The sequence below is a fragment of the Ralstonia psammae genome, from assembly GCF_958405935.1.
Lineage (GTDB): Bacteria > Pseudomonadota > Gammaproteobacteria > Burkholderiales > Burkholderiaceae > Ralstonia > Ralstonia psammae.
The window spans coordinates 469,988-485,358 of the sequence record NZ_CATZBU010000004.1; the positions used below are offsets into that span (position 1 = coordinate 469,988).

General features: G+C 66.7%; 5 protein-coding genes. 4 read left to right on the forward strand and 1 reads right to left on the reverse strand.

Annotated features, from left to right (window positions below):
• Positions 1 to 33: 33 nt before the first annotated feature.
• Positions 34 to 11,355, reverse strand: a complete 11,322-nt coding sequence (locus tag R2N16_RS11755) for an LWXIA domain-containing protein (RefSeq protein WP_316665845.1) — start codon at positions 11,353 to 11,355, stop codon at positions 34 to 36.
• A gap of 238 nt (positions 11,356 to 11,593) precedes the next feature.
• Between R2N16_RS11755 and R2N16_RS11760 the strand changes: the two genes are divergently transcribed.
• From R2N16_RS11760 to R2N16_RS11775, 4 genes are read left to right on the forward strand one after another with little or no spacing between them, the layout of a single operon-like run.
• Entirely contained in the window at positions 11,594 to 13,186 is a 1,593-nt protein-coding gene (locus tag R2N16_RS11760) for an MFS transporter (RefSeq protein ID WP_316665846.1), read from the forward strand.
• Positions 13,187 to 13,246: 60 nt separating this feature from the next.
• Positions 13,247 to 13,744 (forward strand): MarR family winged helix-turn-helix transcriptional regulator, encoded by a 498-nt coding sequence (locus tag R2N16_RS11765; protein WP_316665847.1) that lies wholly within the window; start codon positions 13,247 to 13,249, stop codon positions 13,742 to 13,744.
• Between the two features lie 29 nt (positions 13,745 to 13,773).
• On the forward strand, positions 13,774 to 14,745 hold the full coding sequence (locus R2N16_RS11770) for a magnesium and cobalt transport protein CorA (RefSeq protein WP_316665848.1): 972 nt from the start codon (positions 13,774 to 13,776) through the stop codon (positions 14,743 to 14,745).
• A 10-nt stretch (positions 14,746 to 14,755) separates the two neighbouring features.
• A complete protein-coding gene (locus R2N16_RS11775; RefSeq protein WP_316665850.1) occupies positions 14,756 to 15,313 on the forward strand; it encodes a DNA-3-methyladenine glycosylase I in 558 nt (185 codons plus the stop codon).
• Positions 15,314 to 15,371: the final 58 nt, after the last annotated feature.

Here is a 15,371-nt window from a genome sequence, read left to right on the forward strand (position 1 = left end):
GCGGGCGGTGGGAACCCCACCCGGCGACGCGGCTCACGGCACGATGACGATAGGCTCGTCCGGGTGGATCAGCCCGACATTGCGATGCGCGAACTGCGGGTTGATCTGCACCAACTGCGCCAGGGCTGCTTCGATCTGCTGCTCGTCCGACATGGCCTGGCGCTGCGCATCGGAGACGTGCGCCTCGTGCAACAGCGGAGTGCGATACCGGTCGGCAATGCCGTTGAGCGTATCGCCCGGCTGCACCACGTATTCGGAATGCGTGGGCGCGGGTTGCGGGGTGGCCGGTGTGCTGGGCGGCTGGCTGGTTGACGGCGCAGTCGGACTGGCCGATGGCGAAGGCGAGGTGGACGGTGAGACCGACGCGGACGGCGAGACCGATGGCGACACCGACGGCGACGGCGACGGCGACACCGAAGGCGATGCCGATGCACTGGGCGACGGCGTGACAGCCGATGTGCCGGGCGGGCGCTTGTTCTTGTCGTCCTGCATGAACAACGGCTTGATCAGGTTGAATGCATACGCCGACAGCGGCAGCAGCGCGATGGCGATCTTGTGCTTGCTGACAAACTCCGCCGCATTCGGAAAGTGCGAGCTGAAGCGTGAGAGGCCGAGCGCGCTCGACGACAGCAGCATCGGCACGCCCTTGATGTAGTCGCCACCCGCCATCTGCGCGGCGCCCAGCAGCATGCCGCCGGTGGCGGCCAGCGTGTCCGCCGAGATATCGAGCCCGCGCACCGTGCGGCTGCGCTGCTCAATGTCGATGTTGCGCCCGCGCCCGAGCAGCACGCCGGTGGTGTAGGCGATCGACGCCACTGTGCCGCCCGTGGGCAGCACATACCAGACGGCCGAATCGTGCGCCAGTGTCCACGCCTTGGTCGCCATCGCATGCGCATACGAGGCCAGCCCCGCGCTGTAACCGCCGATGGCGATCTGCCGGCCCCAATAGCCGAGCTTGGTGCGCGGGTGGCCCAGGTGTACCTGCTGCAGCCCGGTGCCGCTGAAGATGGCCTGGATCTGTTTGACCAGATCGGCCGACACGGCCTGCGTGGCCTCACTGGCCTGCGTGCGCGTGATTTCCCGATTGCCCAGGCGCTGGTAGATGTTGTGCACGCTCCAGTTGGCTTCGGCAACGAACGTGCGCAGGCGACCCTCGATCTCTGCCAGGTTGGCCGGCACGGTCTTCTCCGACGTGTGGTCTGGCAGTGCCTTGACCAGCCGGTCGACCATCGTCTGCGTGGCCTCGCTGAAGACGCGCGGGTCTGCCCGCTCGATGGTCGCCATCGATGCCTGATGCAGCACCTGCGCCGAGCGTCCGAGCCGCAGCAGCAGCATGGAGGGGTTGCTGGCCAGCGAAATGGTATTGGCGCCGGTGCCCGGTATGCCGATCAGCACCGCACCCGCGCCCCCTGCCACGGAGGCACCCACGGTCACCACTTCGCGCGCACGCGTGCCAAGCTTGGGCTTGGCGCCCTCCACACCAAGCGCATTGAGTTCCGCAGATGCCTGTTCGGGTTTGAGCAGCACCTTGCGTGCGGTCTGTGTGGTTTCCACGCGCCCGGCGCTCTGCGGCTCGCCGGACGTGTCCACCGACAGGGCGTTCTCGTTTTCCACCATCTGCCTCCAGGTGGGCAGGGGTGCGGCCGGGTTGCTGGCCGATGCCGGCAGCGCCTTGGCGCCCGCAGGGCGCGCAGCCACGCCCATCTCGGTCGTCCATTGGTCGGCAAACTGGCTGGCGCGTTTTTCTGTCGGACTCAGGCGCCGCTTGGCTTCCCAAAGCGGTTTGGCAAAGGTGATCTCGGTGGCGCGGGCGCGATTGACGAGCGCGCTCGTGTTGCCGTTGAAGACGCGGTCGATGATCGCGTTGACCTGGCTGTCCGACAGGCTGTACTTCTGCTTGCCCAGCCGCGCGATCTCGGCCAGCAGCACCTGGTTCTGGGCGTCGTACTGGCCCTTGGACGGACGCTCGAACACACGCGTGAGGGCATCGTCGCCGTGCAGCCGACCTTGGGTGGGCGCGCCGTCGCGCTCGAAGCGCAGCACCATGTCGGCGACGGCGGTGTTCAGCCGCTCGTTGGCGATGGCGTCGGCGCCATTGGTGGCGTACGACACGCCCATATGCACCCAGGGCAGCGTCGGGCGCTCCAGCACCTGTTCGACGAGCTTGGCGTTGCCTCCGCCCGGCACCGGCTCGAGCACCGTATCCCAGCCGTGGAAGCTGACCATCACGTGGGGCGGCGGCGCATCGGCGTGGGTGCTACCCCATTTCTCGAGCATCGAGAACAGCCGCACGTGGTTGTCGTACGCGTCATTGGTGCGCGCGGTGAAGTGGCCGTTGGTGCCGATCAGCGGCCGCGACGGCGCAAACTCCAGGCGGATGACCACGCCGGTCTGCGAGGACAGGTCGAGCCATTTGTCGAGACGCGACTGGTGCAGATCGTCAAGGAACAGCTTCTTCTGATCGGCGCCGTCGCCGGATTTGATCTGCGCATTCGCATGATCGATGGTGGCGTTGTTCACGTCGATCTGCTTGGCGGCTTGCACAAAGCTCGGATCCTGGCGCTTGCCGACGGCGGCGCGCAGCGAATACGGGTCGACCACGAGCGAGATCACCGGCATGGCGCCGCCCGTTTTCTTGATGAACGCCAGTGCGCGGGCAGGGTCGTCGCGCAGGCGGTATGCCCGGCCCATCGGCGCCAGCCGCGCCTGGAGCGGGAATTCCGAACGCAGGAACGTGTTGACCATGTGCCGGTCAGCCGTGGCCGCCGCCGAGAACTGCTGTGCGATGCGCTTGCCCGCGAATGGCACGCGGCGCGACACGGTGTTGGCGGCCACGTCGCGGGCCACGCGCAGCTTGAGCTTGAGCTTGCGCCAGAGCTGCGCGTCGGCCATCACCACCTCGGGCGCGCGGTCCTTGACGGGTTTGAATTCGACATTGCTGGCATAGGGGTCGGTCTTCTTGCCGGCCAGCAGTTCGACCGCGTCCAGCGGGCGGGTGAGGTTGCCTAGCTTGGGTGCGTCGGGTGGCAGCGCCGCCGTGGTGGTGCTGGAGAGCACCGGCTGGAACACGCCGATCTCCAGGCCGGTGCCGCTGCGCTGCCATGCCTCGAATTGGTCGGGTGGCAGACGCGTGAGCAGGAAGTGGGTATCCGCGCCAAAGCTGTCGTGTCCGATTGCCAATTCGTTGGCCGGGGTGCCGTTGTGCCGCGTGGCTGCCTTGTTCCAGGCGTCATACCACGTGAGGGTGCTGCCCTTGGGCTCCAGGCGGCCGGTGGGCGTATGGCCGCCCAGATTGCCGGCGTTGTCGGCCGTCTCGTAGACGTAGATGTAGTGCGTGCCGGCTTCGAGCCAGCCTTGTTTCACCAGGTCGCGCAGGTGGGCGATGTTCGCCCCGCTGTAGTCGAGCGCATGGGCGTCGGATTCGGGCAGCATGCGCCTGCCGGCGTAGGCGTGAGCCGAGGCTTGCAGCGGCGTGCCGGTCGTCACGGGTGTTTCCAGCGTGCGCTGCCGCCATTGCAGAAGCTGCGCGGCGCGCCCGCGCAGGAAGCCGCCGTTGACCTGTCGGCTCAGTGTGGTGGCGGCCTGTGCGACTTCGCCCGGCTTGAAGGCCGGCATGCCGTATTCGGCCTGCTTCCAGAGCGTGCGCGGTTCAAGGAAGCCGCCCAGTTCCTTGACCGTCTCGGGCTGCACCGAGCTGACCACGAAGCGCACGCCGCGCGGCGCGCTGCGCAGGGTGCGTGCGCCGTGCGTCTGCTGCTTGGCAAAGGCGGCTTCGAGGCTGCGCTCGGGCACGGTGGCACCGTCCATGGGCGCATCCACCTGGTATGTCCATGTGCCGTCGGTGCCGCGCTTGGCATGGCCCTTCGGGGCACCGCCCTTCTTGTCGATCACGTAGATGACGTCGCTGTCCTGCGCGGCGCCGGTGGCCTCTTGCACGTTCTTGTAGCGCTTGGCCGCGCCGAGCTGCTGGATGTCGGCCACGACCTTGGCGTCGATCTGGTCGGCCGTGGGCGACAGCACGTGCGAGGTGTCGCCGCTGTTGATGCGCGACGGGCCGCCAAACGCCTGCAACCGCTCGTATGGCACAGGGCTGATGTAGAAGTCGACGTCCTTGCGGGCCTTGCGCATGGGCGCGTTATCGCCGCGCACAGCCCGCTTGATGAGGGTGTCCACCTTACCCCCGCCCACCGCCTGGGGCGGGGCGAAGGTGCCGTCGTCGCGCAGTTGCGTGGTGGCGACGATGATGGGCGTGCCGTCTGGCTGGCTGCTGCCTTTGAGCGCGATCAACACCGGTTTGCTGCCGGCCTTGCCGGCCAGATCGCTCAGCCTGGGCACCTCGGCGCCGGGCACGTGCCGCAGCGTGCGCAAGTCTTTCACGTCGAGCCATTCGGCGGCCTGCGCGGCGGCTTTCTGGGCGCTGGACGCCGATGCCGACGCCGGAGCCGGCATGTGTGGTGTGCCGGGCGCCGCGCCGTTCCAGCGCGAGGCGTAGTACTGCGCGTAGGTCTGGTCCGGCGCGATGGACGTGCGCATGCTGCCCATGGTCTGCGCCAGGCGCAGGTAGGCCTCGGGGTTGCCGGCATCCCACTGCGCATAGGCCTGTTCCAGGGGCTGCGGCATCTGCGCGCGGGCGCCGATGTCCACACCGGTTGCGGCCAGCACCTCGTCGCGTACGTTGAACGCATTGCCCTGCGCGCTGGCCTCGGCGGCGAGCGAGGTCTGCACGAAGCTGCCCTCGCTGTGGCCTTGCAGGCCCAGCAGATCGAGTTCGACTTTCACGGCGTGGTCGGCCTCATGGCCCAGCGTGTAGACCAGCGCCCCGACGTCGGGCGCGTTGGCGTCGAGCGTGATGGTCTTGCGCTCGGCATCCACGGCAGAGCCCCGGTTGCTGCGTCCGAAGCGCACCGTCCAGCCGGCGTCGTGCAGCAGGCGCAATTGGCGCGTGAGCGTGTCGGAGGCGCCAATCAGTGCGCGGGCGCTGGGCGGCAGCGGTGCGCCGCCAAACGACATCGTCACGCGGTCGGCCGGCGTGGTCTGGTAGGTGCCGTCGTCCGGGCGGTATTGCGTGCCGGTGCCACTGTAGTCGGGCGAGCCGGCCGGGCGTGCCACGGGGCCGCCAAGGTTGCGCGCCGGGTTGGCGGGGTCGATGCCGATCTCGGCAAAGCGCCGGCTGGTGGCTTTCTGCAGCGCGGCGCTGTAATCGAACGGTACGCCGTATTGCGCGGCGGCCTGCTGCGCCAGCACGGTGTCGTGCTGGGCCAAGGAGATCGCGTAGGCGCGGATGCTGCCAAAGCTCTGTTCCGCGCTGGGCGTGCGGCCGATGTCGGTGGCGCCAAATTGCGTGTTGCCGGCTGCAAACCTGTCGATGGCGCTGAGTAGCCGGTCGACCATCGCGGGGGTCGGTTCCGCTGCGGTGGACACCCCGCGCATCTGCGCCTCGGTCATCGACGGCACGGTGTCGTGGAAGTGGTCAGGATGCTGCTGCTGGTAATGCCGCAGCGCCTCTACCACGCGGTCGACGGCCGCGCGGTCGGTGGCATACACGACGATGTTGTCGGCGCGCGGGCCGGCGGCGTCGGGGCCGGCCGCCTTGGCGGCATAGACGCCCGGGAAGCGACCGGGCTGGTCCACCACGCCGCGCACAAGGAAGTCGAGCACATCGAGCACATGCGGCGTCTTTGCGTTGACATAGACGCGCTCGGTGACGGCATCCGGGTCGACCAGGCCGTCCTCGCGCATGAAGTGATAGAACGTGGTGCGCGCGCGGCCTTCCGTTGGGATTGTGCTGTCAATAAAGGCGCCGTCGGCTTGCGACACGCTGTAGGCCCCTTCGGGGCGCTGCTCTGCCAGTGCGATCAGGCGGGGGAAATAGAAGTCGCCCGGCATGGCGTCTTCCGGGCCCGTGACGCCGCCCGTGCGGGCGTACATGCGATACACCGCGTCGTTGCTCAATGCACCACCTGCACCGTCTGCACCATCTGCCTGCACCCTGGCAAGCAACGCCTGCTGCGACTCGAGTGCCGATTCGGCACCACGCGGCCCCAGCTCGGGCACCACGCGCTGTACCGGCGTGCTGCCCGGGTCGGGCGCCACGCCCGGCATGCGCATGCCGGAAGCCGCCAGGTTGGCTGCCGCCGCCTCGTAGGCCTGCCGTTGCGATGCGCCATGCTGGCGCGCCACGCCCATGCCGGCACCCATGAGCCCGGCCGAGGTGAAGAACTGCACCCAGTCCTCGCCCGTGGCTTGGCCGTCGGACGCCGCCAGCGATTGCCCCTGATGCAGCATGGCCGCGAGGTTGGTGTTGAGCGCGCCGGTGCCCATCAGTCGATAGGCGAGGGCGCCGCCGCCCAGGAACTGCAGCCCCGCCAGCCGGCGCAGGCGTGCGGGCAGCCTGGCGAGCACGTCCGCCCGGTTGAGCAACGGGATGGCTTCATTCAGCCGCTGCAGGCGCATCGTGCCTAGTGTGAGATCGGCGGCGACACCCGGGTTGCGCGTGACGCCGAACACGGCATTCAGCCGTTGCGCCGCGTTGGTGGTTGCCGCGGGCGAGCCGTACAGCGCGCGGCTGAGCACGGCGTTGGTGAGGTTGTTCTGGAACGGGCGCAACGCCCAGCGATTGCCATTGAGCAGGCTGATGCGCGCAGCATCCTCCGCGCTGGCGCCGCGCGCAATGCGCACTGCGTTGATCGCCTCCATGAAGTCGGCGTTGTAGGCGCCCACGCGCGCGGCGGCCACGGCCGTGCGGTTGACGAGTCCGCCTACGCCTGCTGCGCCACCCAGCACGTTGGCACCCAGGCCCACCCAGTTCCACGGGTCTTCACGACCCTTGGCGGTGGAGAGCGCATTGATCGAGTGTGCCGCCCCTGCCACGGCGGTCACCGCAAAGTACGCATCGGCCAGGTTCGACAGCACCACGGCCCACAGCGCAGCGGTCTCGGGTTGCACGACGGTGGTGATGATGCCGGCCGCCACCGTTAGGCCGATCTCCAGGTCGGTCTTCAGGTGCTCCCAGTTGTACCAGTGGTCGTCGGGCTTGTAGGTCTTCCAGTAACCGTCGTCGGTCATCAGGTTGCCGTTGGCATCGACCACCCAGTGCGGCTGGGCGATCAGCAGGCCGCGATCCAGTCCGCTGTGCGACTGCCAGTCGCCATAGCCGTTGCGCACGGTGGTATCGGCCGGGCCCACGTCGACATAGCGCCCGTCCGTGCCGATGCCCTCCATGATGGCCAGACGCATTGCGTCGCCCTTGCCCTCGCGGTTGTCCCACCACTGCATCGACAGCGAGGTGAGCGCCACGGGCGTGGCGCCGCTGGGCGTGTTCACGCCTTCGCCGTGCATGAGCTGGCTGGCCACCTGGGCCAGTGTGGTCTTGTGGCCCTTGTGGTCGTAGACGACTTCGTTGCCGCTGTATTCCGCGAACTGGCCGTCGGCCATGGCTTGCTGCTCGTCCAGCGAGCGTGCCGTGTACGTCGGGTCCAGCCCGTATGCCTGGCCCACGGCGTTGTACACCTGGGCCTGGCTGGTGACGGTGTGCATGCCGTCCTGCCAGGGCAACCCGATGGTGTTGCCGCTGGCCGTGACACCGGCGGTGGTGCCCGAGCTGACGCCTGCGGTGTCGGGCATCCAGTGCAGGTCGTTCTGCAGCCGTGGGCTCGCGTTCGGGGCGGTGCTGACCGGCGCCGGCGGTTTGGGGGAATCTTTGAAGCCGGTCTCGCGCCGGATCTCCTTGCTCACGTCGTCGCCGATGTTGTCACCGAGGATGTCCTGCGTGAGCTGCATCGGGACGTTCTCGTCCTTCACATCCTTCAGCCCGAAATCCTGCCCGGTGACCACGGCCATGCCATCGCCGCCGACAAAGTACGTCGTGTTCAGCCGCGAATCCACCGATTCGGTGCCCAGCCCGCCCTTGTCGATGGGCTTGAGCATCAGGCCCTCGATCTGCTTGCGCAGGTCGGTCATGTCCTGGTTGCGCGCGCCGCCCGCGGCCGCGTAGATGCGCGACATGGCTTTCAGGTCAGTCACGTCCAGCTTGCCTTGGAACTGGCTGTGGTACAGCGCAGCGGCCAGGTCCGGCGCGACGCCGTTCATCTGATCGGCCGCGGCGTTGGCCTGGTCTGCCTTGTCCTTGCCGAATACCTGGGCGCCGCTCTGCTGAAACAGCGACTGGGTCTGCGGTGCCTGGATTGTGTCGTCCAGCAGTTGCGCGTAGAAAATCGTGCCCTTGTAGACATCGAGCGACGTGCCCATGGCGGTGAGCCGGCCCTGGGGCGAATCACTGCCGTTGTTGGCGGCGATGCACATCATGGGCGCATGGTCGAGGATGGATTGCAGCGCGCGCTGCTGCAAGCCGGAGATGCTCGCGTCTCCCATGACCTGATCGAACACCGGGTCACCGGACTGCATGCCGGCGAGCAGGCCCGTAAGCCGTTTGGCCGCCGCCGCGTCGCCCTTGCCCGGGCCGCCGTTGGTTTGCAGGGCATGCGCGGCGATGTGCAGCACCTGTTGCGCGCCAAGCCCCGTCTGCCATTGCTGGAAGCTCGTCAGCAGCTGCTTGAACTCGGGCGAGTCCTTGCCGGTGCCGCGCGCCGCCTCCATCTCGGGCGCGATGCCGGCCATGGTGACGGCGTTCTGCGCTTTCCACAGGGTATCGACGTTGTCGGGGTTGAGCTGCCAATCGCCATCTTCGGGCTTGCGGCCGGCGGCTACGTTCAGCGCCTGGTCGAGATCGTTGTGATACGACTGCAGGGCGCGTGCGGCAGCGGCTTTGAGGTCCGCGTTGTCGGGCGCCTTGTCAGATTTGGCCTTGGCGTCTTGCCACGCTGCGTAGTCGGTGCGGGCCTGCGTGACCGCGCCGTCCAGTGCCTTCTGGTCGGGCTTGATGTCCTGCTTCATGATGCCGGCCGTCACGCGCAACACGTCCGGGTCCAGCACGTTCAGCTTGGCGAGGTCCTGGGCCCCGGCATCGACAGGGTCCTGGGTCGGGTCTTGGTAGTAGTCCTCCAGATGCTGCTGCGCAGCCACCGTCAGTGCGGATTGCGTCAGCATCGCCTCGTTCTGTTCGTTGCCGCCGAGCCAAGCTCGCGTGGCGGCAATGGCCTCGGGCAGCGTCATGCCGCTGGCCACCAGTTGGCCCAGATGGGCGGTGGTGTCGGGCTGGGCGCCGTCGCGCTGCGTGTCGGGCGTTTTGGCATCCGGCGTAGCCGCCAAGTCGCCCTTGCGCAGGGCGTTCACGCCGTCCTGCAGGTCCTGTTCGGTAAAAAGCTGGGCGGCGTCGACGTCCTTGGTGGCCTGGTCGATGGGGTCGCTGGGCGGCTGCCCGGCCTTGTCGCCTGTCTTGTCGCCGGTGTTGTCCTGTTGCTGCGCCACGGTCACCGCCTGGGCACGTGCCAGCACCGCTGCCTGGGCCCATGTCCGGTTACTGATGTCGGCGTTGGCCTTGTCGTTGCGCGCGGCATCGAGCGCCTTCTGCAGGCCGGCCGCATCGGCCGTGCCGCCGCCCAGTGCCTTGTTCAGCGCCGCCTGGGCCTTGGATAGGTGGGCCGCATCGTCCGGCCCGACCTGCACCGTAGGCGGCGATGGCTTCAGGCCGGTGTGCTTCTGCAGCGTTTTCGACAGCGCGCCGTTCGGGTCGTCATCGATGATCGTCTGGTACGGCGCCATCGATGCATTGTTGGCCTTGGCCAGGCCCAGCGTGTCGAAGGGCGTGCTGGGCGGCGTGTAGCCGTTTTCCTTGTAGCGGTCCTGGTCGGCCTGCGCGTTGTAGAGGAAGGCCCGCAGGCTGCCCATGACATGTGCTGCGCCGTCGCTCTTCGGGCCGCCCAGCGCATTGACGATGCGGCTGATGGGGCCGTAGTAGTCGTCGCGCTTGTCCAGCGTCTGCGTGGACGGGGCGTAGACCTCGGGGTCGCCCGCTTTGATCTTGCTGTCGATCTTGCCCTGCAGGTTTTGCGTGTAGAGCGTCTGCGCCAGTTCTGGTGAGGCGCGCTGCACGTCTTCGAGCAGCGCCGCGATGTCGCGCAGTTCGCCGGGCGTGCCCACCTTGGTGATGTTGTCGTGTGTGATGCCGGCATTCAGCACCGATTGGACGAGGCCTTTGTACAGCACCGTGTCCTTGTAGCGCGATAGCGCGTTGCCTTCGGCCACCAGCGTGTCGCGCGGGTTCTTGCCGCTGGCGTGAGTGATGTCCTGCAGCGCGCCAGACTGGATGTCCTGCGTGCGTGCGTCGTCCATGACGCTGGCATAAAGCGGGTCGGTGTTGGCCACGCCGCGCAACTGCTGGGTGAGCGCCTGCGCTGCCTTGAGGTTGCCATCGGCACCGCCCGACGCGCGGGCGGCCTGAGCGGCGTCGACGATCTCGGCGGCGTGCAGGTCGTTCAGCACGCTGGCCGCCGAAGGTGCGCCTTGCGTGCCACTTGCGGCGCTATTGCATTGCGCGACAAGGCGCTCGGCAAGCAGGCGCCGCTCGGTCTGGAGCGGATCGGCACGCCACTCGCTGTCGGGCTGGCCGGCAGCGGCGTTCAGCTCCTCGGAAAGGGCGGTGTGGTAGGCCTGCTTGTCGCGGGCCAGTGTGGCCGCGTCGGCATTGGCGGCCTTGTCTTTCTGCCAGGTCTCGAAGGCGGTCTGGTTCGCCTTGACAGTGTCGTCCAGGTTGGCGGCCGGCTTGAGTTCGACGTGCAGCGCCTTCACCACGTTGTCGATGGTGGGTTTGGAGAAAATGCCGAGCCAGACGTCCTGCTTGGCGGCACTCTGGATGGGGTCGGCATCGGCCGGGACCTTGCCGTCTGCCACGGCTTTTTCGGCCGCGATGGTCAGGGCGGCTTCGCTCAGGACCGTCTCGTTTTGCTCGCTGCCGCCAAGCTGGGCACGCGCCGCATTGACGGCTTCGGCCTCGGTCATGCCGCCGTCGAGCCCGGCCTGAATGGCGGCCCGTGCGTCTTGCAGCGTCACGGCTTGCGTTGGCGGGGCCTTGTCGGTTGCCAGCGGTTTGGCGGATAGCGACTGCGTGGCGCTGTCCAGCGTGGTGTTGTCGAACACGTGCGTGAGGCCGACCTGGCTGGCGGCCTGCTCGAGCGCGTCGACCTTGGGTTGCGCCGTGGTATGCGCCGGCCCGTTGTGCGCGGCCTGCAGCAGGATGGCGGCCCGCGCAAGCGCCTCTCGGCTGACCGAGGGCTGCGTCTGCTGGATTTTCTCAATGGCAGCCTTCAGCGCCGCGGTATCGTCGGGTGCCTTGCCCTGGAGCGCATTCTTCAGCGCCGTCTCGGCATCGGACACATCGCGCGCACTGGGCGCCGGCGGCGGTTGGACGGGCTTGGGCAGCGTCGGGACGCCACCGCCGCCGTCGATGGCTCTGAGCATAACGGTTCTCCTGGGCAGACTACGAGCACTCGCCCATGATTGCCGCGCTTGCCAAACAAGCCTATCCGGAAAATTCGTAGAAAAGCGCGCGAGACCGGCCGCCTCCATGCTGCGGACTACGCGATCCCGTAGCGGCTTTTTCCTTGGAATCGCCAGCACCAGCAAGCCATCCCAGATCCCGCTACAATAATTGACGCATCAATCGTTGATGTATCATTTGTCTTGCCGCCCCTCCACGATGGCTGTCCATACCGCGCTTCCGCACTCCCATACCCAGGTTCTGCCGTTCAAGGAATCGCTCTTGGCGATGATCGGCATTTGCTTTGTCGTTGTTCTGGTGGCGTTCGACCAGACGGTGGTTGGCACCGCGTTGCCGACGGTGGTGGCCGAACTCAAAGGCTTTGAGCTGTATGCGTGGGTGGCGACGTCGTATCTGCTGACGTCGGTGGTGACGGTGCCGATCTTTGGCCGCCTGGGGGATTTTTACGGGCGCAAGCCGTTCGTGATTGCCTCCATCGTGGTGTTCACGCTGGCGTCGGTCATGTGCGGCATGGCGGGCAGCATGACGTTTCTGGTGTGGTCGCGGGCGCTGCAGGGCATTGGTGGTGGCATGCTGGTCGGCACGGCTTACGCGTGCATTCCGGATCTCTTTCCCGATGCGCGTGTACGTTTGCGCTGGCAGGTCATGCTGAGCGCCTCATTTGGTATCGCCAACGCCATCGGCCCGACGCTGGGCGGGTGGATGACGCAGGCGTTCGGCTGGCGCTCGGTGTTCTACGTGAACATTCCGTTTGGCGTGCTGGGGCTGTGGTTTGCCTGGCGCTTCCTGCCGCATTTGCGCCAGAACGTGCACACCGGGCGCATCCGGCTGGACTGGCAGGGCGCGGTGCTGATCACGGTGGCGCTTGGCGCGCTGCAGTTGTTTGTTGAATGGCTGCCGCGGCATGGCCTGACGCTGGCGCTGCTTGGTTGGCTGGTGCTGTCGGCCGCAGCGTTTGTGGCGCTGTGGTGGTGGGAGCAGCGTGCCGAACAGCCGCTGCTGCCGTTCGACATGCTGCGCAATCCGTCGCTGGCCGCGCTGTTCATGCTGGCGTTGCTGTCGGGTTTCTCGATGTTTGCGGTGCTGTTCTATGCGCCGTTGCTGTTTCAGGGCGGCTTTGGCATGTCGCCGCAGGAAGCCGGCCTGGTGATCACGCCGCTGGTGGTGTGCATCACGCTGGGCAGCATCATCAACGGGCGCATCGTCACGCGCATTCCCAAGCCCAACGCCATGCTGTATGCCGGCTTTGCGCTGCTGACGGTGGCGGTGGCCGGCATGTCGGTGTCGTCCAAGGACATGCCACATACGGTGCTGACGTTGCTGATGCTGCTGGCCGGTCTGGGCCTCGGTTTCGTGCTGCCCAATCTGACCGTGTTTGCGCAGCAGACGGTCGGACGCGCGCATCTGGGCATTGCCACGGCGCTGCTGCAATCGCTGCGCATGGTGGGCGGCATGGTGGGCACGGCGCTGGTCGGCACGCTGGTGAGCGAGCGCTATGCCTCGGGCGTTGCCAATGCGCTGCGCGCCGACAGCGCGACGCAGTGGCTGCACCAGCTTGCCGATCCCGAAATTCTCATCGATCATGACGCGCAAGCCGCCTTGCTTTCACAGTTGCATACTGCCGGCCACGACGGCGCGGGGTTGCTCGAAGCCGCGCGCCATGTGCTGGTGAGCGCCATCCATATCGGCCTGATCGTGGCGACGGTGGTGGCGCTGGTCGGGCTCTGGTATGTGCGCCGGGTGCCGCCCGTGGTGCTGCACCATGTCGAGCCTGTGCAACATACGGAATAGGCGATAACACGCCGGAGCGGTTAGGATGCGCGGTTTCCCAGCAATCTCAGCCCCTGATCGATGACTTCTGAACGCGAACGCTTCGCCGTCATGCACCAGTTTGGCCGCACCTATCGTGCGTTCATGGCCGCATTCGAGGCGCATGTCGGCCAGCCGATGCCGCGCTGGCGCATCCTCCTGGCGCTGCATGACAACACGGGCGGCGGGATGGCCCAGAAGCAGCTCGCCGAGCGCCTGCAGATGGACCCTGGCGCGCTCACCCGTCAGCTCAAGGTGCTCGACCAGCTCGGCTGGATTGAACGCACAACGGACGCGCGCGACAACCGCCTGACCAACGTGTCGCTGTCCGACGCTGGCCTGGCCATCGTGCTCGAATGCATGCCGCGCCGTATCGCTTTCATCAATGCCACGCTCGATGGGCTGCCGGACGATCTCGTCCACGCGCTGTCCGAAGCGCTGGCACAAATCGAAACACGCTTGGCCGAAGTGCCGGCGCTGGCCGCCGCGGCCTCCCCCTCATCCGATACCAAGACCGCAGATCAGCACGCAGACCGCTAATGCGCGATGAATGCGTTCCGGAGACAGCCATGTCCATGGTGATCAACAGCGCGCTGTACCGCAACGGCAAGCGCGAGCGTGACCTTTCCGTCGAGGCCATCAGCGACGTGCTGCACACGCCGGGCTCGTTTGTCTGGCTAGGCTTGCATGAGCCCGACAACGCCATGCTCGACCGCGTGCAGGAGGAGTTCGGCCTGCACGATCTCGCCATTGAAGACGCGCGCAATGCGCACCAGCGGCCCAAGCTTGAGCTTTACGGCGACGTGCTCTTCATCGTGCTGAACACCGCGCAGATGGAAAACGGCAACGTCGTCTTTGGCGAGACGCACCTGTTTGTCGGCAGGGACTTTCTCGTCTCGGTGCGGCATGGGCCGTCGGCGTCGTATTCGCCGGTGCGCGAGCGCTGTGAGCGCACACCGCAACTGTTGGCCAAGGGTGCACCGTTTGCGTTGTACGCGGTGATGGACTTTGTCGTCGACAACTATCAGCCCGTGCTTGAGCGCATGCAGGAAGAGTTCGAGCAGATCGAAAGCCAGATCTTTGGCGACACGTTCGATCGCGTGGCCATCGAGCGGCTCTATACGCTCAAGCGCCAGCTTCTGCGCCTGCGCAACGCCGCGCTGCCAGTCGAAGACATCGCCGGCCAGCTCGTGCGCCTGCATGAAGACGTGGTGCCCAAAGAGCTGCGTGCGTATTTCCGTGATATTGCCGACCATGCGCACCGCGCGGTAGGCGCACTCGACGTGATTCGAGAAATGCTGACCACGGCCATCTCCGTGAACGTGGCGCTGGTGTCGGTCACGCAGAACGACATTGTGAAGCGCCTGGCAGGGTGGGGCGCTATTCTGGCCATTCCGACCGTGGTATTCAGCAACTACGGCATGAACTTCAAGGGCATGCCGGAGCTGGAGCATCCGGCGGGGTATCCCATCGTGCTGGCGTGCACGGCCACCGCTTGCGTGTGGCTGTATCGCAAGCTGCGCAAGTCGGGCTGGATCTAGGAGACAAGAGATGGCGCGTTGCTGCTGGGCGGGCGAAGACCCGCAGATGATTGCGTATCACGACACGGAATGGGGCGTGCCCTCGCACGATGATCGCCATCTCTACGAGATGCTGATCCTGGAAGGTGCGCAGGCCGGGTTGTCGTGGCAAACCATCCTGCGCAAGCGGGCGCGCTACCAGGAGGTGTTCGAGGGGTTTGATGCGGCACGCGTGGCGCGCTTCACGCCGGCGCGCATCGAAAAGCTGCTCGCTGACCCGGGTATCGTGCGCAACCGCGCCAAGGTCGAAGGCGCCGTCATCAACGCGCGCAAGGTGCTGGAGCTGCAGGAAGAAGTGGGTTCGCTCGACGCATTCCTGTGGGCGTTTGTCGATGGCAAGACCATCGTCAACCGTTGGGAAAGTTACCGCGACGCGCCCGCCGCCACCGATGCGTCCAAGGCCATGAGCAAGGCGCTGGTCAAGCGCGGCTTCAAGTTCGTCGGCCCCACCATCTGCTACGCCTTCATGCAGGCCACCGGCATGGTCGATGACCATGAAGCCGGATGCTTTCGCGCTGGGAAGGCTTAGCGTATGAGGCCTCTTCTTGATTGGCCGAATGTCCGTTATTCTCGCCAGTCCCAACATT

What these genes read in the sequence shown, in the direction of transcription:
- R2N16_RS11775 (WP_316665850.1), top strand. Translation starts at nt 14,756, where the DNA reads ATGGCGCGTTGCTGCTGGGCGGGCGAAGACCCGCAGATGATTGCGTAT.
- R2N16_RS11765 (WP_316665847.1), top strand. Translation starts at nt 13,247, where the DNA reads ATGACTTCTGAACGCGAACGCTTCGCCGTCATGCACCAGTTTGGCCGC.
- R2N16_RS11755 (WP_316665845.1), bottom strand. Translation starts at nt 11,355, where the DNA reads ATGCTCAGAGCCATCGACGGCGGCGGTGGCGTCCCGACGCTGCCCAAG.
- R2N16_RS11760 (WP_316665846.1), top strand. Translation starts at nt 11,594, where the DNA reads ATGGCTGTCCATACCGCGCTTCCGCACTCCCATACCCAGGTTCTGCCG.
- R2N16_RS11770 (WP_316665848.1), top strand. Translation starts at nt 13,774, where the DNA reads ATGTCCATGGTGATCAACAGCGCGCTGTACCGCAACGGCAAGCGCGAG.